The organism is Erwinia sp. 2186, from assembly GCF_057812255.1.
In genome coordinates this window covers 3,742,073-3,764,594 of the sequence record NZ_CM173824.1, presented here as the reverse complement: position 1 = coordinate 3,764,594, position 22,522 = coordinate 3,742,073, and the positions used below count along the sequence as shown (strand labels likewise).

Here is a 22,522-nt window from a genome sequence, read left to right as displayed (position 1 = left end):
GACGTTTCCTTACCTGTGAGTTGCTGGCGAGTGTAAGGTACCCGCCGGTAAGACAAATAGTAGATTATCGGCTATCGATAGATGAAATTGTTATAACGCGCGGGAATTGGTTATAAACCGTCAGCAGGTTATCCCGCCAGAGCCAGCCACAGCCACGGCGACACACCAATCAGGTTGTTGAGCATATGCAGAAAAATCGGCAGTTTTAAACCACCCGAGATTAAGCGCGCATAGCACAGCAGCAGCGAGAGGGCGATCAACGCAATCATCGTTTGCGGATGGGTGTACTGCGTGTGCATGGCGGCAAAACCGATCGAGGTCAGCAGGGCGCACGCCAGCCGTTGCCGGGGAGCCCACAGCAGCAAACCTTGCAGCACAAATCCCCGAAACAGGATCTCTTCAAACACCGGTGCCAGTAGCACCACCGCCAGCGAGAACAGCAGGATTTTGCTTTTCCCTTCGCCAAACTGCCCGCCGGTCCAGCTCTCCTGCTGCAGATATAACGACTGAGACAGGATCAGGCACAGCAGCAGTCCGCTGAATATCAGCCCCTGGCGGACGCTGATTTTACCGAACGGGATATTGCTGTAGTGCCTGGCATACCAGCGATAAAGCGGCACCAGCGCGGAAAACTCCAGTGCACAGAGCACCGGCATCAACAGGCCCGTTTCCCTTAACGCCGGATAGGCCGGCAGGGCGCTGATCATCACGGTGATCGAATACCAGACCAGGCACATCCCCATGCACAGCAGCGTACAGGTCACTCTGTCGGCATGATTGTTCATTGCAAGGTCTCTCGGTCCGGGGTGAAAGGATGGTAGCAAGCGGTTTGGGGGCTGTCGAGGCGCCCGCATTTCTGGAAAAACCCGCTAAACAGTTCGCCCGCCAGGCCGATAGTGCATTAACGATCGCGTCTTGAGGACGAGAGGACCAGCGATTCCACTACGCCATGCAGGCAATAAACGACAGGCGAAGTAAGTCAGCCTGCTTGAAAAGGTCCGAGTACATGAAATTTCCACCGACCCTGAATCTACACCTTACCGCCGAGGGTCATAAAACGACGTTTTTCACCCGGCGCTTACTGATGTCGCTGTCCCTGTTGCTCAGTATCGTGATGCTGCTGGCAATGCTGTTGGTGGTCGGCATTGCCTGGCGACAGAATGCCGACGCGGTAAAGCAAGAGACGTTCTTGTTGCACAACGCCTGGAAGGAAAACCGCCAGAACATTCTGACCGATATCCGTGACTATGCCTTCTGGGGCGAAGCCTGGAACCATCTGCATCTGACCGTGGATCCGGTCTGGGCTTACGATCAGCAGAACTTTGGTCCGGGGCTTTTCACCGAATATCACTACGAAGGGGTGTTTGTGGTGGACGGCAGCGGGCGGACAAGTTATGCGGTGATCAACGGCAAGCTGTCCGACCTGAAGCTGGAAAGCTGGCTGGGCATTCATGCGGCGCCGCTGATCAAAAGTGCCCGCGCGCTCGCCGCCGAGGATAATGCGCTGACCATCAATGCGATGATTGGCACCACACCGGCAATTGTCGCCGCTGCGCCGATCACCAACGGCAAAGTCCCTGGCCTGAAAACGATGCCCGGCCCGCCGTCGGTGATGGTGTTTGTGAATCGCTTCACCCCGGAAAAACTGAAAGCGTTTGGCGACAGTATAGGCGTCATCAACGCCCGGGTCCCTGACAGCGCCCACGACAGCTTTGTCCCGCCGCTGCTCAATGAAGAGATTGCTGATGAACCGCCGATTGTGATCCGCTGGGATTCGTTAGCACCTGGCGGCACCCTGCTGTTTATCGTGTTGCCGATGCTGCTGATTACCGCGCTGATCCTGGCGCTGGTGGCCCGCAGAGTGATCAATCACGCCATGCATAACGCCGCGCTGTCCGACGATCGCTTCACCCAGCTAATGCACAGCCAACGCGAACTGGCGGACAGTGAATCCCGTTTTCGCGACGTGGCAGAAACCGCCTCGGACTGGATTTGGGAAACCAATGCACAGGGCGCGCTAACCTATCTGTCCAAACGGTTTGCCGCCGTGACCCACTACGACGTGGCGAAGATGCTGGGACGTTCGCTGGATGACGTATTGCAGCACGACGAGCATCTGGTTTCTGACTGGATCATCCAGCAGCGTGCCGACGGTCTGCGCCATGCCTTGCGCTGCTACTCGGTGACGGCGTTGGGGGCAAAACGTATCTGTAGCCTGATCGCCAATCCGGTGACGGTGAATGGGCAGATCGCCGGTTATCGCGGCACGGTGTCGGATATCACCCAGGAAGTGGAAGCCCAGGCGCGCATCCATTATTTATCTCAACACGATGCGCTGACCGGCCTGCCAAATCGCGTCTATATGAGCGAGTTTCTGCTCGGTCGCCTGCAGGCGCAACCGACGGTGGAGCGGCCGCTGGTGCTGATCAGCCTGGATCTGGATAACTTCAAACCGATCAATGATACCTGGGGACATGCGGCCGGGGATTGTGTGCTGAATGAGGTCTCTCACCGACTGCGCAGCGTGTTGAAGGCGGGCGATCTGGTGTCACGGCAGGGCGGCGATGAGTTTGTGCTGATCGTCTCTAATCTGGCCGATGAAGCGGAAATTGCCGCCTGCTGCAAATCGCTGATCGATGAACTCCGTCGTCCGTTTATGCTCGGCCAGCATGAAGTTTTCCTTGGGGCAAGCCTGGGGATTGCGCTGGCACCGCGCGATGCGATGCAGGCCGAAGAACTGCTGCGGCTGGCGGATATTGCCCTGTATAAATCGAAGCAGGAAGGGCGCAATCGCTGGACCTGGTACACGCCAGAAATGGCCGAACTGTTGGTCAAACGCCGTGAGATGGAGCGCAACCTGCGTAAAGCCATCGGCGGTGATGAACTGCGGTTGTACTATCAGCCTCGCTATGACCTGAAAAAAGAGCGGCTGGAAGGGGCGGAAGCGCTGATCCGCTGGCAGCATCCGGCCAGCGGGATGATCATGCCGGACAGCTTTATCCCGCTGGCGGAAGAAACCGGTTTAATCATCGATATCAGTACCTGGGTGTTGCACCGCGCCTGCACCGACGCGATGAGCTGGCCGTCGCCGATGTACGTCTCGGTGAATATTTCTCCGGTTGAGTTTCGCAGCGGCCACCTGGCGAAGCGCGTGGCGAATGCCCTGCACAGCAGCGGGCTGCCGCCGGAGCGCCTTGAACTGGAAATCACCGAAAATATCACGCTGGAGAATCCCCAAAGCGCGCTGGAAGTGATGCAGGCGCTGAAGACCCTTGGCGTACGGTTAACGGTGGATGACTTCGGCGCAGGCTATGCCTCGCTGGGGTATTTGAAAACTTTCCCGTTCGATGGCATGAAGATGGACCGCTCCTATATGAATGACTTCCCGAACTCGCCACAGGCGCTGTCGATCGTCGAAGGCATCATTGGCCTCGGCAGGGCATTTGCCCTGACGGTGACGGCAGAAGGGATTGAAACCCGCGAGCAGCTGCAGGAGTTGCAGTCGATTGCCTGTCAGGAAGGCCAGGGTTATTACCTCGGCCGGCCGATGCCGCTGGACCGGTTCCGCCTGCTGCTGGACACGGAGGTTTCACCGGTAGCATGACGATCGCCGACACAAAAAAGCCCGCTTAAGCGGGCTTTTTACGTTAGCGGACACGAACCGCAACAAACGTCATGATGACGGCGAACAACACAAACACAACCAGTTCCATAAGAACCTCCTATCTCAGATAATTCTTAAATTATAGCGCTGGCTACGGCATCCCGCTGAGGCATTTTGTGCCGCGTTATCCCGGATCACAGAAACAAACAGCGTTACGAAAAGCGATTATCATCACGGCGTCGGGTCTGGTAGGCTTCCTGTTGATTGCCGAAGATAAAAGCACAGGAGAGAAGTTATGAAGTTTTATGGAAAAATTGCCGCTATCGCAGCGCTGCTGGCGTTATCCGGTTGCCAGACGGCGACGAAGAATGGGAACAGTTCCGCTGCGGTCGATCCGGAAATGGATCGTTGTGGTGCCTCTGAATATCAGCAGTACGTGGGCAAACCCTTGTCAGCCATAGATGGATTGCGTTTCGAACATCCTGTTCGCGCGATTCCGTATAATTCTGCGGTGACAATGGACTTCAACCTCAATCGTCTGAACTTTATGGGCGATGCCAAAAGCAACATCAGCCGGGTTTATTGCGGCTAAAAAAAGGGCCGAATTTCCGGCCCGTTCAGTATTAATGTTTTTTTTGCGCCCACCAGAGGCGCAACTTCATTCCCCAGTAGCTGGTCCAGCCGGTAGTGCTTTGCACCACCTGACCTTTCGAGACGACCAGCAGCGTCGGCGTTACGCTGACATCCCAGTTAGCCGCCATGCTTCCCTGCGGATCGTTGACCACCGGCAGCGTCAGATGTTTGCCATTCAAATAGCGCACCACGCGACTGTCGTCACCCGAGCGAATGGCCACGGTCAGCACGTTGCTGCCGTTATCGCTGAGTTTCACCACGTCAGGCGTGGTGTAGCGGCAGATGCCACACCAGCTCGCCCAGAAGTAAACCAGCAGCGGTTTTTTCATGCTCAGCTCGGCCAGCGTCACGTCCCGGCCATCAATGGTGTGAAGCGGGATGTCTGCAAAGCCTGTCGGCGCCTGCGGGGCACGGAAGAAATCAATCACCGTAAACAGCACCGCCATCATCATCATCATCAGCAGCAGATCGCGAAGAATGCGTCGCCCCTTAGCCATTATTTCACCTGCTCAAGCTGCGCTTTGACCAGCGCTTCCAGCTGTTCATAAGGGATCGCGCCTGAAACCATCTGCTCGCCAATCAGCGTGGCGGGCGTACCGGAAACGCCGAGATGCTGAGCCAGCTGCAGGTTGCTGTTGATGGTTTCCGTGCTGCGCCGATCGGGGTCGATGAAGCTCAGCCCCACTTTTTTCTCCGCCGCTTTGATGCTGGCCTCATCGTGATAGCCTTTTTTAGCCATCAGCCGCTGGTGGAGTGCCCAAAACTGCGCCGGCTTTTCACGCCAGAACATCAGTGCCTGGCGTGCGGCGGTCAGGGAGGTTTCCGAGCGGTACGGCAACGGTTTGATCACCACCGCAACATCCGGGTAATTTTTGACTAATTTCTCCAGCTCGGGATCGAACTGTTTGCAGTAAACGCAGTTGTAATCGGTAAAGTTAACCAGCGTCACTTTGGCCTGTTTCGATCCCAGCCGTGGGCTGCTCTCATCCTCGAACAGCGCCGCTTTATTTTGTTCAATCACCTGAGCAATCACCGCGCCTTGCTCTTTTTGCGCCTGCTTATCATAAGCATCTGCCGCTTCCGCCAGGATTTTAGGGTTCTCAACCAGCGTTTGGCGGATCAGTTCCCGGATACGCACTTCCTGCTCGGGCGTAAACGGTGGCGCAGCCAGTACCGGAGAACTGACCAGCAGCAGAGTTATCAGTAACTTTTTCATTTCGCCTTTCCTTTTGCGTCAGATAACGCGGTTAATAATTGTTGACGCTCAAGCAGCGGTGACAGCACGGTTCCCTGTGGATTGCCTGGGCCATAAACCTGATTGAACGGGACAGCCACGCTGCCGCGACGTTTCAGAAAGGTGTTGATGGCCGCAGAGGGACGGCTCCAGTCGCCGCGAAGTGCCACCACGTCCCCGGATTGTAAGGCCTGCTGGACGTCAGGCCGCATCAGCACGTTGAATTTGTTGGCCTTGCAGGTAATGCACCAGTCGGCCGTGACATCGATGAACACCCGTTTGTCGGTGGCGAGGGCATCAGTAATGGCTTGCTCGCTCAGCGGTTGCCAGTTGATGTGGTCATCCATCAGCGTGAAGCTGACGCCCTGATGACTGAACAGCAGGCTGACCAGCCACAGGCAGGAAGCCAGCATCATCACGCCCATGGCAATACGCACGCCGTTCATCCAGCGACCGGCTTTTGGTAACTTCAGCGCCAGTGCGGGGAACAGGGCGATTACCAACCACGGCAGGCTCATACCGATGCCCAGCGCGATGAAAATTCCCCATAACATCGGCAGGGAAGCCGCCAGCGCAAAGGCCACCGCTGTTCCAAGGAACGGCGCAGAGCACGGCGTTGCCAGCAACGTGGCAAAGGCGCCCTGCCAGAAATGCCCGGCGATGCCGTCGCCGTTGTGCGTGGCCAGACGCGTGGAGAGAGAAGAGGGCAGACGGAAATAGAACAGGCCGAACAGATTGGCGCTGAACAGCAGCGTAATCAGCACCATAAAGCCGATAAACCACGGATTCTGGAACTGAATTCCCCAGCCTAACGCGTGGTTGCTCAGACGAAGGACGGTCATCAGCAGCGCCAGCGCCATAAAGGACGCGATAATACCGGCGCTGGAAGCGATAAATTGCAGCCTCACCGCGCGTTTATTGCGCTGTTCTACCTGCAGGATCGAACCTAACTTCATGCCCAGCACCGGCAGCACGCAGGGCATCAGATTGAGGATAAAGCCGCCCGCCAGCGCCATTAACACCACTTGCCACAGCGCAATGCCGCCGCCGATTGACGCCACGGGCGGGCCAATTTTTAATTCGCTCTGCTGGGCCAGACCGCCGTCGGCAAGCACCAGAGAGACCGTTTCGCCCTGCAAATCCGGCGCACCTTCGCCCCATTGATCGCTGACGGGCACCACTGCCTGCAGGGTGTCACCCTTGATGGTCAGCGCCGGTTTGCCAAAGCTGGCGTCACTGCGATCGTCAATAAACAGGTCCGGCTGGCGCCAGCCGCCGGCACGCGTCGCGGTGATCTGCAGCTTGCCGGACTGATAGCCCGCCTGCAGCGTATCGGTCAGCACGTTGGCTACCGGAACCTGGCCCATCGCCTCGGCAAAATCATGCGCAAAGCGTTTGTCTGAGGGACGCTGCATATCCAGACTGAACGGATAATCGGTCAGAATACAGACGTTGCTACAGGTTGAAAGCGTCAGCGTACCGCTCAGGCGATCGCGCACCTTGCCCGCCATCGTAATGGGCAGCGCGACCTGGTGGTGATAACCCTGGGTAGTCAGGCCCGCAACGTCAAAGCGTTGCGGCACCGGCCAGAACCATCTGGCTGCTGGAGGCGAACCGTCCCAGCGGATTTCGGGCGCAATTCCGCCTTCGCCAGGCGATCGCCAGTAGGTCTTCCAGCCGTCCTGCAGTTTGATATCCAGCAGCACGCGGGTGGATCCTTCGCTGGCATTATCGGCACGAACGCGAACCTGGGCATGATCGTTCTGAGGGGTGGTCAGCCAGCCGCTGTCTGCTGCCTGCAACGCAGGCAGCCACAGGCTGAGCAGGACAACCAGTAAGGTCCTGAAAAGATATTGCATTGTTTCTCCGTAAATAAGTAAAAGACACCAATCCGATCGGGCGGTGACTTATTCACGGAAGACGCAGTGGCAGAGATGGAGCCTTCGTTCAGGCGGGGCCAGCGGCGGACGCAGGTAGCGGACTGGCAGGCGCATCAGCAATGGCGTAAACAGCAGGATCACCACCGCTAATGCCAGCAACGCCATCGCGGCAATTTCGGGCAAGGCAGAGAGCAGGGACTTCACGCTCAGTTCACAAGGGGTAGGAGACAGGTCAGAGTCAGCCGCGTCACTGAGTGTTGAAACGGAGGTTACCGCGGGTGCAGGCGCAGGCGCGCCAACCATCCGCACACCCAGACAGAGCAGGATAACCAGACAGGCCAGACTTAATAATCCCGTTGCGCGCCGTCGCTGAGCGTTCATGCCGAATCCTTTGAAAAGAGTGCGCCAATGATAACGGGGTGGTCAGGGTTAGCAATCTGGTCGCGTGTAAACATACGTAATATCAGGAAAAGGAAGTTCAGCATGTCACAGAATTGCAACCTGGGCGCGGTAGGGTATCGGGCTAACAAAGGTGATCTGCTGGTCACTGCGAAACATGCAATGCTCGTCTTATTCCCGCCTCGTGCGGGATTTTTTTTGCATCAGGCAGGCGAAATTAAGGCAGCGACACGCAGGTGGGCACCTTTCATCAAGCAGGAGGGCAGGCCGAAAATTACTCTTCTTTCTCTTCCAATAGCTGCGTCAGTAAATTGCGATACCCTTGCAGCAGCGCCTCATCGACTTCCCCTTCCAGCTTGGCAATCACCGTGGCGATAATCACTTTGCTGTGGGTAGGCCGTCCCCGGCGCATCAGTTCGGTCAGGATTGCCGCCAGCAGTTCACTCTCTTTCGGCGCATGAAAAGCCGGACTGTTAAAATATTCCGTTATTGCGCGGCCAGCGCCAGGCGTTGAATGTCTCATGATTAACCTCCAGAAAGGCACCACCGATCGCCCAGCGGCGAACCGATGAGATCAGGATTATCATTTTTAAATACGCGTCGATTCACCAGGACGGTCAATCGATACTGAGCCTGCGAATAATCAGGCGGAGATTTTAATTACTCTAGATGGCAGCCGCAGGAAAGCCAGTAACAATCAGAAATATTTTTCATTATGCTTTTTACTCTGGCGCAGAGGAGAGCGCACCCACAGGCCGGTTTTGACTGGGGTTTGCCACGGTAAATGAGAAGGTAAAGTGGATGATTTCGTCGCTGAACGAAAAAAACTAAACTATTTTTAGTTATTTTACAGTGACTTGATGTTGGTTTCGGTTTTTTTTAATCATCAGGTATTGAACTGCATCCTGCGTTATGAGTAAATGCATCGTCGGTTTTGAAACAGACAACGTATGCGAGCAAATTTATTAAAGCAGTTTTCAGTTAAAGGTTATCTCTGATATCTCTTCCTGACTTCCTTCTTAAGTGCCTCATAAGTCCACCCTGTTGAAAAACCCGTGCCCTTTGCGGCTTAATACTTATTGAAGGAAAGACAAATGTCTAACAAAATGACTGGTTTAGTAAAATGGTTCAACGCTGAGAAAGGTTTCGGCTTCATCTCCCCAACCGACGGCAGCAAAGACGTATTCGTACACTTCTCTGCAATCCAGAACGGCGGCTTCAAGACGCTGGAAGAAGGTCAGAAAGTTGAGTTCTCTATCGAAAACGGCCAGAAAGGCCCAGCAGCTGCTAACGTAACTGCTCTGTAATTAGAGAACTTTTCGCAGGCGAACCGGAGTCTACTCCGTGTAGAGCTAGCGAGAATACGAAAACCCGCTTAACGGCGGGTTTTTTGCGTCTGGGGCTTTTAAATCCTGGCTGCGACATGCTGCACTTTCCCGCCACGTTTTCACCAGTCAGAAATACTGCGCATCCGGCATGAAATGCCAGCGCCAGCGCCATTTTGCGGCTGGAGACCCTATGCCAACAGGGTAAAACTTCAAAGTTAACCCCATCCCGTTATTTGCCACTCATTGCTAAAATGTCCTTGTTACACTGCCAACTCGCTCTTCTGCTATAAGGCCCTCAGCACAGCAAGATGGAATCCTGGAAGGTTAACCTCATCTCAGTCTGGTTCGGCTGCCTCTTTACCGGCCTCGCGATCAGTCAAATCATCCCTTTTTTGCCGCTCTACGTTGAGCAACTGGGCGTTACCGATCCCAGCTCGCTGACCCTCTGGTCCGGACTTATCTTTAGCGTAACCTTTATGGTCTCGGCCATCGTCTCGCCGATGTGGGGCAGCCTTGCCGATCGTAAAGGCCGCAAGCTGATGCTGCTTCGTGCTTCTCTGGGCATGGGGATAGTGATTTTTCTGCAGGCATTTGTCACCGATGTCTGGCAGCTGTTTTTGCTGCGGGCCTTAATGGGGCTGACGTCCGGCTATATTCCCAACGCCATGGCGCTGGTGGCAACCCAGGTGCCGCGTGAGCGCAGCGGCTGGGCGATGAGTATGGTGACCACCGCCCAAATTTGCGGCGTGATCATGGGGCCGATGATGGGCGGTTTCCTGGCGGACTGGGTTGGGCTACGCGCGGTGTTCCTGATTACCTCGGGATTATTGCTGACCAGTTTTCTGATAACGCTGTTCCTGATCAAAGAGGGCGGCCAGCCGCGAGTGAAAAAAGAGGATAAGCTCTCCGGCACCATGGTCTTCCGTTCACTCGGCAATCCCGGCCTGATTATCAGCCTGTTTCTGACCACCCTGACTATTCAGCTGTGCAATGGTTCGATCAGCCCAATTCTGACGCTGTTTGTGCGGGAACTTGAGCCGAACGTGCAGAACATTGCCTTTATCAGCGGCGTGGTAGCGGCCATACCCGGCGTGTCTGCGCTGTTTTCGGCGCCGACGCTGGGGAAACTGGGCGACCGGATTGGCGCCCAGCGCATCCTGTTTTCCGCGCTGATCCTGACCTTCGTGCTGTTTGTGACCATGTCGTGGGCCGGAAGTGCCTTCCAGCTGGGTGCTCTGCGTTTCCTGCTCGGGTTTGCGGAAGGGGCGATGATGCCCGCGGTGCAAACCATGCTGCTGCGCTATTCCAGCGATCGGGTTACCGGACGCATTTTTGGCTACAACCAGTCATTTATGTACCTCGGCAACGTCGTCGGGCCGCTGATTGGTTCCGGCGTGTCGGCCATTGGCGGATTCCGCTGGGTATTTGCGGCAACGGCGGTGGTGGTCCTGGCCAATACGGTTCAGCTGATCGTCACCTGGCGTAACCGCAAAGTGGTGACTGCGGCTCAGGCCTGACGCTGCTGCCGTCAGGCCTGAACACGCGTTTATTCTGCTTTCAGCGTCAGCGCATAACGATAGCGTGAGGCTGACAGCAGAAATTCAGGGCTGACGCTGGGGCTCCACGAGTCATCGCCGCCGACGCCCATATGATACCCATCCAGCACCAGCCAGCAGCCTTCCTCTTCCTGCAGCAGATGACGGTGGGTCACCTCGCGAAGCTGTTGCTGGCTGTAGCGACTGACCGAGAAATGAAACTCCCCGTCGACCTTCATCCTGCCTACGCTTAACGATTTTGTGCCGCAGCGCAGACCATTTTCGCTGGGGAACACATACGGCGTAGTGAGCGCGTCGAGTGGCTGCGTCCAGCGTGAGAACTGCGCGGACAGCAGGCGGTCCGGGTAGTTTTCGTGCGGGCCCAGGCCCAGCCAGCTGACGTTTTCTGCCGGCTGACTTAACTGGCAGCTGAGACCGATGCGGGCCGGTGCCGGTAAGCCGGCAGCCACATCTACCTCAACCTGAATATGTAATTCTCCCGCGCTATCAATCAGGTAGCTTTTACGGCTGATAAATAGCCGTTCGCCCTGATGCAACCAGGCATGGGTGGTGGTCAGCTGCACGCTGCGGCTGAGTGCATCGACCTGGAAATCTGTCAGCTCGCTTTCCAGATGATTGAAACCGGCGCGCTGCCAGCGTTCAACCCAGGCATTCGGATCGACTTTAGTCACTTCGCTGATGCCGATATCGTTATCCAGCGGCGCGCGGGTGAAATTATCGCGTAATGGCGTCAGTAGTTGAGGCTGCCCATCAATCAGCCACTGCACCAGTTCGCCACTGTGTTTTGAGAACTGCCAGCGCTGGTTCTGCTGACGGATTTCGATCAGTTGTTCGGTCTCCACCATTTCGGGGATGAACAACGACTTAAGCGGTGAAGGCATCGGCAGACGAGAAGGCAGTTGCCATTGATCCCAGGCCACGCGATGATTTTCCGGCGACCACGCTGTCGCCTCTGGCTGGATAATCTCAACGTTAAGCCACAGCTGATCATCAAGTTCGGCAAACGGTGGCAGTTCGATATCCACCCGACCTTCCGCAGCGATGGCCAGCGGTTGTTCACCTGCCGCTATCTCCACGCCATTATGCTCAATGCACCAGCGCAGGATTTCATTGTCGCTGTGGCGGAAAAGATATTCGCTCTCAATGCGCAGGATTAACGGCCGCGTGCTGAGCAGCGAAAACTGGAAGAATTGCTGCGCACGCTGCGCTTCAAACAGGGAAGGATGCGGCGTACGGTCGGCAAAAACCAGACCGTTCATGCAGAACTGACGATCGTTGGGCGTGTCACCAAAGTCGCCACCGTAAGCCTGCCAGGCATTGCCCTGCGCATCGTAACGGGTCAGGCTTTGATCGACCCAGTCCCAGACAAAGCCGCCCTGCAATCGTGGAAACGCTCTGAAGGCCTGCCAGTATTTGGCAAAGCCGCCAAAGCTGTTGCCCATTGCATGCGCGTATTCACAGAGGATCAGCGGACGGGTTTCTTCCGGCAGACCGATCCACTTCTTCAGTGACCATTTCGGCACCGCGTCGAACGGTTGATCCTGATCGACGCGGGCATACATCGGGCAGATGATATCGGTGGCGGCGGTATCGGCACCGCCGCCTTCATACTGCACCGGCCGCGTCGGATCGTTACTTTTGATCCAGCGCCAGAGCGCGTCATGCGTGCTGCCATGCCCCGATTCGTTGCCCAGCGACCAGATGATGATGCAGGCGTGATTGCGATCGCGCTGTACCATTCGGGTCACGCGTTCGCTAAAGGCATTGAACCACACCGGATCGTCCGACAGACGGTTCATCGGCTGCATACCGTGCGTTTCGATATTCGCTTCGTCCACCACATACAGTCCGAAGCGGTCGCAGAGGCGATACCACAGCGGATGATTGGGATAATGCGAGCAGCGCACGGCATTGAAGTTATGCTGCTTCATCAGCGTGATGTCGCGGATCATCGTCGCTTCATCCATCACCTGGCCATGTTCCGGATGATGTTCATGGCGATTGGTGCCGCGAATCAGCAGCGGTTTGCCATTCAGCTTCAGCAAGCCCTGATGGATTTCGATTTTGCGGAAACCGACATCATAGGCTTCCACTTCCAGCAGGTTCCCCTGCAGATCGCGCAGCGCCGCGGTCGCCCGATAAAGATGCGGCGTTTCCGCACTCCATAACGCAGGATTTTCGACGCGCAGCGTCAGCGTGGTGCGATCGCTGTAGCGGCCTCGCTCATCCACGATCGCGCTGCCAAACGGTTGGTGAACGCTGCCAACCAGCGCGTTATGCCGCCACAGCTGAACCTCAACCTGATACTGCCCGGCATGCTCCAGTGAGCAGACCGCCAGAATTTTCAGCTGGGCGGAGTGAAACTCAGGGCTGAGATGCGTTTCAATCTGGATATCGCTCAGCTGCACGGCGGGTTTATGCAGCAGGCTGACATCGCGGAAAATCCCGCTCATGCGCCACATGTCCTGGTCTTCCAGATAGCTGCCGTCACTCCAGCGCAGTACCAGTACCGCCAACCGGTTCTCGCCGTGGGTCAGCACCGGGGAGAGATCGAATTCTGCCGGCAGGCGGCTGTCCTGCGAATAGCCAATAAACTGGCCGTTGCACCATAAGTAAAAGGCCGAGTTCACGCCGTCGAACTGGATCCGCGTCTGTCCGGACGTCAGCCAGTCCGGATCGCAGCTGAAGGTGAGTGAATAACAGCCGGTCGGGTTTTCCTTCGGCACAAAAGGTGGCGTGACCGGAATAGGGTACTGGACGTTGGTGTAGATCGGGGCGTCATAACCGGCCAGTTGCCAGTTTGACGGCACCGGCTGGGGATCCGCCTCCGGCAGATCCTGCGCTAACCAACTGTCCGGAACCAGTTCTGGCTGGCTGAAATAGCTGAAGTTCCAGACGCCATTCAGTGACTGGCGACGCTCGCTCGTTCTGTCTTCTCTGGCCGCAGCAACCGAACGCCAGCTGGAGAAAGGCGGATGCGCAGGCAGGCGATTCAATTGTGTTACGGCCGGATTTTCCCAATCACGGCGGATCAGTTGCTGTTGCAAAGAGAGAGAAGGAGCGGGTTTCATCAACAATACCTCATAAATGTTATGCGCTCACATTGCGCCGGTTTGGCGTCGTTGTAAAGCAGATCCCTGCGATCCTGCGAGCACGATCGCAGGTAAAACAGCCTGCGGATAATCCGCAATTTACCGGGTTAACCCAGCATTGTTACGGGGTTCTGACAGGAAAGTGTTAAGCGTAGTGACTGGCGGTAAAAATGGTCCTGAACCGGACTATTCTGCATTGCTGGGCCGGTAACGGACGCTTACTATCAGCGCCACTGTTCCGTGGAGGTCTGTACAATGAACCGATTAATGAAAGTAGTAAGTGTGATTGCGCTGGTAACAGCCTTAAGTGGTTGCCTGTTCCCACCTCCAGGTGGTGGCGGCGACGGCGGTCACGGTGGCGGTTGGGGCGGCGGTGGCCCACGCGGTGGCTTCTCTCAGGGCCCAGGCTGATAAAACCTTAAATCAGAGGCAAATTGCCTCTGATTTTTATTGCTGACGATTATTTTGTGACATTAACAGGCAGCAAAACGTTTCGCTCGCAATAAAAATTTGCTGCGCTTCGCAAAAGTGAATAATGAAATCAATACCGTGTTTAAGTAACGAAAAAATATAGCGATTATCTATTTTCTTTTTTTTTTGCTGGTGTTAACGTCTTGCTTTAACTCGCTGAGACGTCCGCATGAAAAACCTCATTGCAGAACTGCTGGTCAGGCTGGCGGAGAAGGAAGAAGAGTCCAAGGAATTAGTGGCTCAGGTTGAGGCGTTAGAAATCGTGGTGACCGCATTACTGCGTAAGCTGGACAGTCATCAATTCCAGCAGATCTCAGACAGCATCACTACCGCGATGGACACGGCGACACGTTCGGAGACCATCAATCCCGAAGACTCGTCATTGCTGGAAGGTTACATTCAGCGCCTTTTGCTTCATCCCCGCCAGTAATCTGCTTTATCAAACCCGTCGCTCGCATGTATGCGGTGACGAGTTGACCCCGTTCATTATTCCCTTATGTTTATTTCTGCTTTTCTTTCTCGCTCCCGTCTGAATTTCTGCCAAACTTTGAGTGTTCGTTAATCAAATAGGGATGGAAAACATGAAGCTGAAATATCTGATGGTTGCGGCAATGCTTTCGTTAATGGCCGGTGGTTATGCCAGCGCGGCAGAAAAGACCGCCCAACAACAAAAAATGACCGTGTGTAATCAGCAGGCCGGTGAAAAGACCTTAAAAGGCGATGAACGAAAAACCTTTATGAGCAATTGCCTGAAGAAAGACAGCAAAATGGACTCGATGACGCCACAGCAGATGAAAATGAAAACCTGTAATACCCAGGCCGGTGAAAAAATGCTGAAAGGGGATGAACGTAAAACCTATATGAGCAGCTGCCTGAAAAAAAGTTAACCTGAGGTGGGCCTGCTCAGGCCCCTCTTTTTGCACTTCCCTCCGTCCCACCGTTCATTCATATTTCCTTAGATATTAATAATCGATAATAAACAATGGCTTAAGCGTAATTATCCTCGCTTCGCCTGCCCCTTTTCGATCCTTTCCCCTGTAAATGCCAGGCTTATTACTGTTGATTTGAAAACAGATAATAAAAAGGAGCCTTGTCGTGAGCTATCAAAATGCCATCGTTTTACAGGATCTCCCTGAGCGAAAACCCGTCAGAGTGCCGGTAGGTGAAACCGGTATAATTCTGATCCGCGAGCAGCAGGAAGTGAAAGCCTTCCAAAGTAAATGCCCCCATTCTGGCGCGCCGTTAGAGCAGGGCGCAATCTATGGCGACAGGCTGGTTTGCCCGTGGCATAAAGCCAACTTCAGCCTGAATGACGGCAGTCTTTGCGAGCCGTTAGCGCTGAGCGATCTTAAGCGCTATCCGGTCAGAGTTGAAAACGGCATGGTGCAGGTGGATCCCCAACCGCTGCCGCCGCTGGCCACTTTCCAGGCCGATCGCCAGGATCCGGTCTTTGTGATCCTCGGCACCGGCGCGGCAGGAGCGGCTGCGGCATGGACGCTGCGCAGGGAAGGCTTTACCGGCAAGCTGATCCTGGTCGATCGTGAAAGTGAGGCGCCCTACGATCGTACCGTGCTGACCAAATTTGTCCCTTCCGGCAACATGAAGATTGATGAGGTTCCTCCGCTGTTAAAAGAGGATTTCTCCGCCTATGCCGAACATAAGCTGGCGGACGTCGAACGGCTTGAAAGCCGTAATCAGACCCTGCATTTCGCCGATGGCACAAGCTTGCAGTATGACAAGTTGCTGATTGCCAGCGGCGGCATTCCGCAGCGGCCAGATCTGGAAGGTAAGGCGCTGCAGGGCGTGCATGTGCTGCGCAGCCTTGAGCAGGCTGACAAGCTGCTGCAGGCGGTCGATGCCACCAAGCAGCTGGTGATTATTGGTAACAGTTTTATCGGCATGGAGCTGGCGTCTGCGCTACGGGCGCAGGATGTGAAGGTACAGGTGGTAGCACCGGAACCGTTGCCGTTTAAAAACACCTTCGGTGAGGAGATTGCCGGTTACTTCCGCAAGCTGCATGAAGATAAAGGCGTGGAGTTTATCGACGGCGAGGTGGCTGAGCTGAAGGAAGATAACGGTCACGTCAGTGCGATTGCGTTAAAAAGCGGTAAAATCGTGCCGGCTGATATCGTTCTGTTGGCTACGGGCGTCGCGCCGGGCACCTCGTTTATTCATGACATTCCGCTCAATGACGATGCCAGCCTGACCACCAGTGAGACGTTAGAAGTGGCCAGCCAGGTGTGGAGCGCAGGCGATATCGCCACCTTCCCGGCGGCGTCAGGCCCGCTGCGGATTGAGCACTATCGGGTAGCGCAACAGCAGGGTCGGGTTGCCGCTAAGAACATGTTGGGGCAAAACGAAGCGTTCGATCGCGTGCCGTTCTTCTGGACCGCGCAGTTTGGGACGCGCTACGAATATCTGGGTCATGCGGAAGAGTGGGATGACTATCAGCTGTTTGGGTCGCTGGCAGATAAGAAATTTGTCGCGCTCTATGGGCAGAAAGGCCAGCTGGCGGCGGTAGCCTCCTGCGGGCTGTATACCTTCACCGCCGAGTTGGTCTTGCGGATGCAGGAGCCGATGACGATGGCTGAAACCGCTGCGCTGGTCAAAGAAGCGCTGAAGTGATCGACAGGGGCGAACGCCGTTCGCCCCTTAAGGTCAGGCCTTGCTCATCCGCTCGGATTTGGCCATGCACTGCTGCATCGCTTCCATCACCGCCGCGCGGAAGCCTTTCTCTTCCAATACTTTCACCGCTTCAATGGTGGTGCCGCCAGGCGAGCACACCATATCCTTCAGTTCAGCAGGATGTTTGCCGGTTTCCAGCACCATCTGCGCTGCGCCTTTAACCGCCTGCGCGGCAAACTGATACGCCTGCGCGCGTGGCATCCCGCCCAGCACCGCTGCATCCGCCATCGCTTCGATAAACATAAACACATACGCCGGGGAAGAACCGCTTACGCCGACCACCGCATGGATCATGTATTCCGGCACCAGCGCGGCTTTACCGAAACCCTTAAAGATATCAACAATCTCATCGGCTTCTTCTTTGGTGACCAGCACGTTTGGCGTCACTGAGGTCATCCCTTCATTCACCAGTGCCGGCGTGTTCGGCATGACGCGAACCAGCTTACGGTCGTGGCCCAGTACGTTCGCCAGTGAATCCAGCGTGATGCCCGCCGCAATTGACACCACCACGGTATCTTTATTCAGGCTGTTGGCGATCTCTTTCAGCACGTTCAAAATGACATTGGGTTTCACCGCACCAAACAGGATATCGGCCTGTTTGGCCACTTCTTCCGCGCTGGACGCCGGCGTAATGCCGTATTGCTGCTGCATCGCTTCATTGGTGGCCGGTTTACGGTCAAATACCCAGATGTTCTCAGGTGCGATCTGACCCGACGAAACCAGACCACCGATAATGGCTTTCGACATATTGCCGCAGCCAATAAAACCAATTTTCTTATCCACCGTTGTGCTCCCTGTTTCAGTCAGTATTTGATACGGCTCTAGCTTACGTCATTCCCGGCCTTTATCCAGTTTCCGCTTCGTTTAGCCGTTACCGGCAGATTAGATTTGCCATTCCTGAAAAGCACGGCATGATCTCCCTGTTTATCGTAATAACAAAAAGGAAAGGGGTCATATGCCAATCTGGGTGGATGCCGATGCGTGCCCGAAAGTGATCAAAGAGGTGCTTTACCGGGCTGCCGAACGCGAGCAGATGAAGGTCACGTTGGTGGCGAATCAACCGCTGAGCGTACCGCCATCGCGCTTTATTACCACGCTGCGCGTGCCGGCGGGTTTTGATGTGGCCGATAACGAAATTGTGCGCCGGGCTGAAGCGGGCGATCTGGTGATCACCGCGGATATTCCGCTGGCGGCAGAAGTGATGGAGAAGGGGGCGATTGCGCTGAATCCACGGGGTGAACGCTACAGCGACGCCACTATTCGCGAACGGCTGACCATGCGTGATTTTATGGATACGATGCGGGCCAGTGGCGTGCAGACCGGCGGACCGGCGACGCTGAACCAGCGCGATCGCCAGCAGTTTGCCAATGAACTGGATAAGTGGCTGCTCAGCCAGAAAAAGAAATAATCAAGAAGCGGGTGGAGAACTCCACCCGCTGAGTTAATCAGACAAAGCTGTCGTCGTCGCCAAAATCATCGCCGCTGAAGTCGTCACCACCGAAATCAGCAAAATCATTGCTGTTATCCTGCTGATAGCCCGAATCCTGGCTGGCGAACTGATTGTCATTGCCGGTGCCGTTAAAAGTATCGAGATTATTATCAAAGTTTTCCTGCGGCATCGCCGGCTCGTTGATAATGTTCACAATTTCCTCTGGCTGCGAATGATGGAACATGCTGGTCAGCATATCTGCCATCACCACGCCACCGGCAACGCCGACCGCCGTCTGCAATGCGCCGCCTAAAAAGCCGCGCGTCGCGGAAGGGGCCGCAGCCTGAGCGGGCGCAGGCGCATAAGCAGGCTGCTGCTGCTGTTGCGGAGGCGGCGCGCTGTTCCACGGGTTCTGCTGCTGGGCCTGTGGCTGTGTCGGCTGCTGCTGGCGCTGACTGCCGCCGCCAAACAGGCCGGCCAGAAAACCGCCGCTGCTCTGCTGGGGCTGTTGCTGCTGCGCCTGAGCCAGCCTGGCTTCCAGCTCACTGACACGGTTGTTGAGCTGCTTCAGTGCCGCTTCCTGAATCAGAATCGACTGCGCCATATAGTAAGGTGCACCTGGCTGTTGCTGAACCTGCTGCTGGATTAATTTCTCCGCTTCGGCGTCACGCTGGCCGGACTGAGTTTCAGCCTGTTTTAAACGGCCAAACAGGCTCTCTATTAACTGTTGTTCTTCGCTCTGCATTAGTCTAACTCCGTAACGGGTGATGCTGACTATATTGGGGCTACGCGTGGGAAAGTAAACGTGCATCGGGTAAGGAAATGTTGCTGTTATCGCGCGGTTATTGTGTGACTGTAAAGTTAAAATTACAGCCTGTTAATTGTTATAATTCAGTCTGTTAATCGACCTCGGTCACACGGCGGGTGTAAAGAAAAAGTGACTACTGGTCGCGCAGGGAAATTATCGGTATGATGCGACGCAAAGTTCATTATTATCTGCCTTTCGGCGTGGGCGTTGACCCTGACGAGCAGGCTGAGGAAGTGCCAGTTATGTCGTTACCCCTTTATCTGATCGGCGCGCGCGGCTGCGGAAAAACTACCGTAGGTCAGGCGCTGGCGAACGCTTTAGGCTATGCCTTCAGTGATACCGATCGCTACCTCCAGCAAACCACGCAGCGTACCGTTGCTGATATTGTGTCCGCAGAAGGGTGGGAAGGGTTTCGTCAGCGTGAAACGCTGTCATTAAAAGCGGTGACGGCGCCGGCCACGGTCATCGCCACGGGCGGCGGTATGGTTCTGGCGGCGGAGAACGGCAAATTTATGCGTGAACAGGGCCGGGTTATCTACCTGAAAGCGGACGCCAACGTGCTGGCCGCGCGGCTGGAAGCCTACCCGGAGCAGGATCAGCGTCCGACGTTAACCGGCCGCCCGATAGCCGATGAAATGGTGGAAGTGCTGGCTGCACGTGATGCACTGTATCAGCAGACCGCGCATTACGTGATTAATGCCATGCAGTGCCCGGACAAGGTGGTAGAGGACATCATTACGATGCTCTCTCTGGCCCGCGCCAGCTAAATACTGCGGAAAAATACCAGTCTTTGTCTATACTTAGTCAGATACGCGATTGTCGGGCCTTTATTGCCGACAGAGGTTTTTATTCTGACAAGAGGGAAATTATATGGCTGGTAAACCCCCGTATCCACGTGAAGCAAAAATTGTCCCGGTTAAAAAAGGCACCACCGAGAAAACTGTCACCTGGTATGAACTGCGCGCCGATCATCCTAAGCCTGACACGCTGATCAGTGAGCATGAAACTGAGCAAGAGGCGCAGGACGCCAAAATCCGTTACGAAGATAAAGACAAAGAGTGATGGCGGCCGGCAAGGATGCCAGCGATCTCCCCGCGAGATTATGACTTGACCCCGCCAGACCCTCCCCGTATTTTTCTGTGGCACCCTGATTTACCTAAAATAAAAACCGATCATCCCTTAGCCCGAGCTGGACTGACTCTTGAAAGATTTTCTGAAAAACACCGCCACGCCTGCTGACCCTCACGCTGTTTCAGAGGCAGCTGCTATGCTTTCTGTATCTGTGGTTCCCGGTACTGACACCACTGAGGATCTGGCGGTTACGTTCGCTGACAGGGCGAACTTTGCGGAAAGTAAAACGATGAAACACTCACTTGCAACACTTACACTAGGCCAGGCTGCCCGTAGCGATCTCCATCCTCTGCTACTGGAAAATCTCCCTGAAGAACAAATCGCCCACGTTGGATTGCTTGACGATCTGACCCACGACGAAATACAGCAAAAATACGCCACGGCAGGCAATGAAAAGGTGGTGATGACCCGCCTGGAAGACGGCACTCACGTGGTGCTTTCGGCCGCGAAAGTGGAAGCGGCGCTGCAAAACAAGATCCTTGAACTTGAACAGCAGGGCTTTGAGACTATCCTGATGCTGTGTAGCGGGCAGTACAAAAACCTGTTTACTGACAGCGCCATTCTGCTTGAACCTTACCGTATCCTGCCGCCGCTGGTGGACGCGATCACCGGTGGGCATCAGGTCGGTATTGTGGTGGCGCGGGAAGAGTATATCGCGGAGCAGGCGTACAAATGGCAGAGCCTGGGGCAGAAGCCCCACTTTGCAGTAGCCAGCCCGTGGGAAACCAGCGATGATGATCTGATTGACGCTGCGCTGCACTTACAGGAGCAGGGCGCGGATGTGGTGGTGCTGGATTGTCTGGGCTACCACCAGCGGCATCGGGATTTCCTGCAGAAACTGTTAGGCATTCCGGTATTGTTGTCCAATGTGTTAATAGCCAAACTGGCAGCAGAACTGCTTGTGTAAACGAGAACTTCTCGGCACTTTTACACTGTTATCTTTTTCTCTGATTTTAAGGATGTTTATATGCTCAACGTCAGTGAGTACTTCGACGGAAAAGTGAAATCAATTGGTTTCGACAGTGCCAGTACCGGGCGCGCCAGTGTGGGCGTGATGGCGGAAGGCGAATATACGTTTGGCACCGGCCAGGCGGAAGAGATGACGGTAGTCAGCGGATCGTTGAAGGTGTTGTTACCAGGTGAAGCCGAGTGGAAGCACTTTGAGCCAGGCCAGGTGTTTAACGTCCCCGGTCACAGCGAGTTTCATCTGCAGGTGGCAGAGCCTTCTTCCTATCTGTGCCGCTATCTGAAAGATTAAACCTGAAGGGCCGACGCCGTTCGGCGCCAAAAGAAGCTCAGCCGTCTCGCGCTGAGCTTCTTTAATGCATTCGCTTAACGCTGCGCTTCGCCACCCAGGGCTTCAATCGTATTGCTCACCAACGCCGCCAGCACGCTGGTCATCAGAATAAAGTCGGCATCAAATCGCGCCTGAACATCATCCCGATCGATATCATCATTCTGTTCACGCAGGGTGTCTGAAAACTTCAGACGCTTCAGCGAGCCATCATCGGAAAGGATCAGCTGCACGCGCTCCTGCCAGTCCAGTGCCAGTTTGGTCACCAGTTTGCCGGCTTCGATATGGTTAGCAATCTCATCGCACACCAGATCCTGCTTCTTACAGCGGATCACGCCGCCATCTTCCAGCAAGGCTTTCAGCTCGGCTTCGTCCATCAGTGCGAACCCGGCCGGCGTTTCACCTGAACGCACCCATTCGGTCATGGTCAGCTCAATCGGGCTTTCCAGCGTCAGTGGCACCACCGGCAGCGAACCGAGGCTCTTGCGCAGCAGCGCCAGCGTATCTTCGGCTTTTTTGGCACTGGCACAGTCAACCATGATCAGGTTGTTAACGGTATCAATCCACAGGAAGGTCTGGCTGAAACGGCTAAAGGCGCGTGGCAGCAGGCTGTGCAGCACTTCATCTTTCAGCGAATCTTTTTCGGTCTTTTTCAGTTTGCGCTGCTGTTCGGCTTCAAGCTTGCCGATTTTAGCTTCCAGCGCCTGTTTGATTACCGTGGAAGGCAGGATTTTCTCTTCTTTGCGCGCGCAAATCAGGATCTGGCCATTATTGACGTGGGTAAATGCATCATGGCGCGGGCCCATTGGCGAAACCCAACCGGTTTTTGCCATATCCTGGCTGCCACAGGGAGCGAAAGAGAATGCCTCAAGCTGTTTTTCCATCTCGTCAACCGCCAGTGGGATCTCGCGATTCAGACGATATACCATTAAATTCTTAAACCACAGCATTATGCTTTCCCTCTCGGGCGCGCATCAG

At 55.3% G+C, this 22,522-nt stretch carries 23 protein-coding genes; 13 read left to right on the top strand and 10 right to left on the bottom strand.

Annotated features, from left to right (window positions below; genetic code table 11):
* Nucleotides 1–128: 128 nt before the first annotated feature.
* Nucleotides 129–785: a CPBP family intramembrane glutamic endopeptidase gene (locus ACXKZG_RS17615; protein ID WP_134823562.1), complete on the bottom strand. Its 657-nt coding sequence runs from the start codon at nt 783–785 to the stop codon at nt 129–131.
* A 299-nt stretch (nt 786–1,084) separates the two neighbouring features.
* Between ACXKZG_RS17615 and ACXKZG_RS17610 the strand changes: the two genes are divergently transcribed.
* Nucleotides 1,085–3,604, top strand: coding sequence for a bifunctional diguanylate cyclase/phosphodiesterase (locus ACXKZG_RS17610; protein WP_488875212.1), 2,520 nt, complete (start codon nt 1,085–1,087; stop codon nt 3,602–3,604).
* A 295-nt stretch (nt 3,605–3,899) separates the two neighbouring features.
* The gene (locus ACXKZG_RS17605) at nt 3,900–4,196 is read left to right on the top strand and encodes an I78 family peptidase inhibitor (RefSeq protein WP_013200970.1); all 297 of its coding nucleotides are present in this window, start codon (nt 3,900–3,902) and stop codon (nt 4,194–4,196) included.
* Nucleotides 4,197–4,227: 31 nt separating this feature from the next.
* On the opposite strand, the gene ACXKZG_RS17600 is transcribed toward ACXKZG_RS17605, so the two are convergent.
* From ACXKZG_RS17600 to ACXKZG_RS17580, 5 genes are all read right to left on the bottom strand, one after another.
* Nucleotides 4,228–4,734, bottom strand: coding sequence for a protein disulfide oxidoreductase (locus tag ACXKZG_RS17600; protein ID WP_346599619.1), 507 nt, complete (start codon nt 4,732–4,734; stop codon nt 4,228–4,230).
* The gene (locus ACXKZG_RS17595) at nt 4,734–5,453 is read right to left on the bottom strand and encodes a DsbA family protein (RefSeq protein ID WP_488875211.1); all 720 of its coding nucleotides are present in this window, start codon (nt 5,451–5,453) and stop codon (nt 4,734–4,736) included. Before ACXKZG_RS17595 ends, ACXKZG_RS17600 begins: the two co-directional genes overlap by 1 nt.
* Nucleotides 5,450–7,330 (bottom strand): cytochrome c biogenesis protein CcdA, encoded by a 1,881-nt coding sequence (locus ACXKZG_RS17590; RefSeq protein ID WP_488875210.1) that lies wholly within the window; start codon nt 7,328–7,330, stop codon nt 5,450–5,452. Before ACXKZG_RS17590 ends, ACXKZG_RS17595 begins: the two co-directional genes overlap by 4 nt.
* A gap of 48 nt (nt 7,331–7,378) precedes the next feature.
* Nucleotides 7,379–7,732: a hypothetical protein gene (locus ACXKZG_RS17585; RefSeq protein WP_053141774.1), complete on the bottom strand. Its 354-nt coding sequence runs from the start codon at nt 7,730–7,732 to the stop codon at nt 7,379–7,381.
* Between the two features lie 292 nt (nt 7,733–8,024).
* Nucleotides 8,025–8,273, bottom strand: coding sequence for a biofilm development regulator YmgB/AriR family protein (locus tag ACXKZG_RS17580; RefSeq protein ID WP_013200975.1), 249 nt, complete (start codon nt 8,271–8,273; stop codon nt 8,025–8,027).
* A 571-nt stretch (nt 8,274–8,844) separates the two neighbouring features.
* On the opposite strand from ACXKZG_RS17580, the gene cspE reads away from it, so the two are divergent.
* Nucleotides 8,845–9,057, top strand: coding sequence for a transcription antiterminator/RNA stability regulator CspE (gene cspE, locus ACXKZG_RS17575; RefSeq protein ID WP_013200976.1), 213 nt, complete (start codon nt 8,845–8,847; stop codon nt 9,055–9,057).
* 329 nt (nt 9,058–9,386) lie between these two features.
* Nucleotides 9,387–10,595 (top strand): multidrug efflux MFS transporter, encoded by a 1,209-nt coding sequence (locus ACXKZG_RS17570; RefSeq protein WP_013200977.1) that lies wholly within the window; start codon nt 9,387–9,389, stop codon nt 10,593–10,595.
* Nucleotides 10,596–10,624: 29 nt separating this feature from the next.
* On the opposite strand, the gene ACXKZG_RS17565 is transcribed toward ACXKZG_RS17570, so the two are convergent.
* A complete protein-coding gene (locus ACXKZG_RS17565; RefSeq protein ID WP_488875209.1) occupies nt 10,625–13,705 on the bottom strand; it encodes a beta-galactosidase in 3,081 nt (1,026 codons plus the stop codon).
* 288 nt (nt 13,706–13,993) lie between these two features.
* Here ACXKZG_RS17565 and ACXKZG_RS17560 point away from each other — a divergent pair, with 288 nt between their 5' ends.
* The 4 genes from ACXKZG_RS17560 (at nt 13,994) to ACXKZG_RS17545 (ending at nt 16,822) form a co-directional block, all read left to right on the top strand.
* The gene (locus ACXKZG_RS17560; protein ID WP_488875208.1) at nt 13,994–14,137 is read left to right on the top strand and encodes a hypothetical protein; all 144 of its coding nucleotides are present in this window, start codon (nt 13,994–13,996) and stop codon (nt 14,135–14,137) included.
* A 229-nt stretch (nt 14,138–14,366) separates the two neighbouring features.
* Nucleotides 14,367–14,627 (top strand): anti-adapter protein IraP, encoded by a 261-nt coding sequence (gene iraP, locus ACXKZG_RS17555; protein ID WP_013200979.1) that lies wholly within the window; start codon nt 14,367–14,369, stop codon nt 14,625–14,627.
* A gap of 151 nt (nt 14,628–14,778) precedes the next feature.
* The gene (locus ACXKZG_RS17550; protein ID WP_013200980.1) at nt 14,779–15,084 is read left to right on the top strand and encodes a PsiF family protein; all 306 of its coding nucleotides are present in this window, start codon (nt 14,779–14,781) and stop codon (nt 15,082–15,084) included.
* 208 nt (nt 15,085–15,292) lie between these two features.
* Entirely contained in the window at nt 15,293–16,822 is a 1,530-nt protein-coding gene (locus ACXKZG_RS17545) for an FAD-dependent oxidoreductase (protein WP_488875207.1), read from the top strand.
* Nucleotides 16,823–16,855: 33 nt separating this feature from the next.
* Here the strand turns inward: ACXKZG_RS17545 and proC are convergent, their stop codons facing one another.
* Nucleotides 16,856–17,629, bottom strand: a complete 774-nt coding sequence (gene proC / locus ACXKZG_RS17540; RefSeq protein WP_049789642.1) for a pyrroline-5-carboxylate reductase — start codon at nt 17,627–17,629, stop codon at nt 16,856–16,858.
* A 208-nt stretch (nt 17,630–17,837) separates the two neighbouring features.
* On the opposite strand from proC, the gene ACXKZG_RS17535 reads away from it, so the two are divergent.
* The gene (locus ACXKZG_RS17535) at nt 17,838–18,290 is read left to right on the top strand and encodes a YaiI/YqxD family protein (RefSeq protein WP_013200983.1); all 453 of its coding nucleotides are present in this window, start codon (nt 17,838–17,840) and stop codon (nt 18,288–18,290) included.
* Nucleotides 18,291–18,327: 37 nt separating this feature from the next.
* On the opposite strand, the gene ACXKZG_RS17530 is transcribed toward ACXKZG_RS17535, so the two are convergent.
* On the bottom strand, nt 18,328–19,056 hold the full coding sequence (locus tag ACXKZG_RS17530) for a DUF2076 domain-containing protein (RefSeq protein WP_346599608.1): 729 nt from the start codon (nt 19,054–19,056) through the stop codon (nt 18,328–18,330).
* A 305-nt stretch (nt 19,057–19,361) separates the two neighbouring features.
* Here ACXKZG_RS17530 and aroL point away from each other — a divergent pair, with 305 nt between their 5' ends.
* From aroL to ppnP, 4 genes are all read left to right on the top strand, one after another.
* The gene (gene aroL, locus ACXKZG_RS17525; RefSeq protein WP_013200985.1) at nt 19,362–19,886 is read left to right on the top strand and encodes a shikimate kinase AroL; all 525 of its coding nucleotides are present in this window, start codon (nt 19,362–19,364) and stop codon (nt 19,884–19,886) included.
* Nucleotides 19,887–19,989: 103 nt separating this feature from the next.
* Nucleotides 19,990–20,181 carry a YaiA family protein gene (locus tag ACXKZG_RS17520; RefSeq protein WP_013200986.1) on the top strand — a complete coding sequence of 64 codons (192 nt, stop codon included), beginning with the start codon at nt 19,990–19,992 and terminating at the stop codon, nt 20,179–20,181.
* A gap of 298 nt (nt 20,182–20,479) precedes the next feature.
* Nucleotides 20,480–21,157 (top strand): AroM family protein, encoded by a 678-nt coding sequence (locus ACXKZG_RS17515; RefSeq protein WP_053142003.1) that lies wholly within the window; start codon nt 20,480–20,482, stop codon nt 21,155–21,157.
* Nucleotides 21,158–21,217: 60 nt separating this feature from the next.
* Complete coding sequence (gene ppnP / locus ACXKZG_RS17510) at nt 21,218–21,508, top strand: pyrimidine/purine nucleoside phosphorylase (protein ID WP_013200988.1); 291 nt, start codon at nt 21,218–21,220, stop codon at nt 21,506–21,508.
* A 74-nt stretch (nt 21,509–21,582) separates the two neighbouring features.
* Here ppnP and rdgC read toward each other — a convergent pair whose 3' ends face one another.
* Nucleotides 21,583–22,494: a recombination-associated protein RdgC gene (gene rdgC, locus ACXKZG_RS17505; RefSeq protein WP_488875206.1), complete on the bottom strand. Its 912-nt coding sequence runs from the start codon at nt 22,492–22,494 to the stop codon at nt 21,583–21,585.
* Between the last annotated feature and the right edge of the window lie 28 nt (nt 22,495–22,522).

What these genes read in the sequence shown, in the direction of transcription:
- proC (WP_049789642.1), bottom strand. Translation starts at nt 17,629, where the DNA reads ATGTCGAAAGCCATTATCGGTGGTCTGGTTTCGTCGGGTCAGATCGCA.
- aroL (WP_013200985.1), top strand. Translation starts at nt 19,362, where the DNA reads ATGTCGTTACCCCTTTATCTGATCGGCGCGCGCGGCTGCGGAAAAACT.
- ACXKZG_RS17530 (WP_346599608.1), bottom strand. Translation starts at nt 19,056, where the DNA reads ATGCAGAGCGAAGAACAACAGTTAATAGAGAGCCTGTTTGGCCGTTTA.
- ACXKZG_RS17590 (WP_488875210.1), bottom strand. Translation starts at nt 7,330, where the DNA reads ATGCAATATCTTTTCAGGACCTTACTGGTTGTCCTGCTCAGCCTGTGG.
- ACXKZG_RS17515 (WP_053142003.1), top strand. Translation starts at nt 20,480, where the DNA reads ATGAAACACTCACTTGCAACACTTACACTAGGCCAGGCTGCCCGTAGC.
- ACXKZG_RS17570 (WP_013200977.1), top strand. Translation starts at nt 9,387, where the DNA reads ATGGAATCCTGGAAGGTTAACCTCATCTCAGTCTGGTTCGGCTGCCTC.
- ACXKZG_RS17585 (WP_053141774.1), bottom strand. Translation starts at nt 7,732, where the DNA reads ATGAACGCTCAGCGACGGCGCGCAACGGGATTATTAAGTCTGGCCTGT.
- ACXKZG_RS17600 (WP_346599619.1), bottom strand. Translation starts at nt 4,734, where the DNA reads ATGGCTAAGGGGCGACGCATTCTTCGCGATCTGCTGCTGATGATGATG.
- iraP (WP_013200979.1), top strand. Translation starts at nt 14,367, where the DNA reads ATGAAAAACCTCATTGCAGAACTGCTGGTCAGGCTGGCGGAGAAGGAA.
- ACXKZG_RS17560 (WP_488875208.1), top strand. Translation starts at nt 13,994, where the DNA reads ATGAAAGTAGTAAGTGTGATTGCGCTGGTAACAGCCTTAAGTGGTTGC.
- ACXKZG_RS17550 (WP_013200980.1), top strand. Translation starts at nt 14,779, where the DNA reads ATGAAGCTGAAATATCTGATGGTTGCGGCAATGCTTTCGTTAATGGCC.
- ppnP (WP_013200988.1), top strand. Translation starts at nt 21,218, where the DNA reads ATGCTCAACGTCAGTGAGTACTTCGACGGAAAAGTGAAATCAATTGGT.
- cspE (WP_013200976.1), top strand. Translation starts at nt 8,845, where the DNA reads ATGTCTAACAAAATGACTGGTTTAGTAAAATGGTTCAACGCTGAGAAA.
- ACXKZG_RS17535 (WP_013200983.1), top strand. Translation starts at nt 17,838, where the DNA reads ATGCCAATCTGGGTGGATGCCGATGCGTGCCCGAAAGTGATCAAAGAG.
- ACXKZG_RS17615 (WP_134823562.1), bottom strand. Translation starts at nt 785, where the DNA reads ATGAACAATCATGCCGACAGAGTGACCTGTACGCTGCTGTGCATGGGG.
- ACXKZG_RS17580 (WP_013200975.1), bottom strand. Translation starts at nt 8,273, where the DNA reads ATGAGACATTCAACGCCTGGCGCTGGCCGCGCAATAACGGAATATTTT.
- ACXKZG_RS17520 (WP_013200986.1), top strand. Translation starts at nt 19,990, where the DNA reads ATGGCTGGTAAACCCCCGTATCCACGTGAAGCAAAAATTGTCCCGGTT.
- ACXKZG_RS17565 (WP_488875209.1), bottom strand. Translation starts at nt 13,705, where the DNA reads ATGAAACCCGCTCCTTCTCTCTCTTTGCAACAGCAACTGATCCGCCGT.
- ACXKZG_RS17605 (WP_013200970.1), top strand. Translation starts at nt 3,900, where the DNA reads ATGAAGTTTTATGGAAAAATTGCCGCTATCGCAGCGCTGCTGGCGTTA.
- ACXKZG_RS17595 (WP_488875211.1), bottom strand. Translation starts at nt 5,453, where the DNA reads ATGAAAAAGTTACTGATAACTCTGCTGCTGGTCAGTTCTCCGGTACTG.
- rdgC (WP_488875206.1), bottom strand. Translation starts at nt 22,494, where the DNA reads ATGCTGTGGTTTAAGAATTTAATGGTATATCGTCTGAATCGCGAGATC.
- ACXKZG_RS17610 (WP_488875212.1), top strand. Translation starts at nt 1,085, where the DNA reads ATGTCGCTGTCCCTGTTGCTCAGTATCGTGATGCTGCTGGCAATGCTG.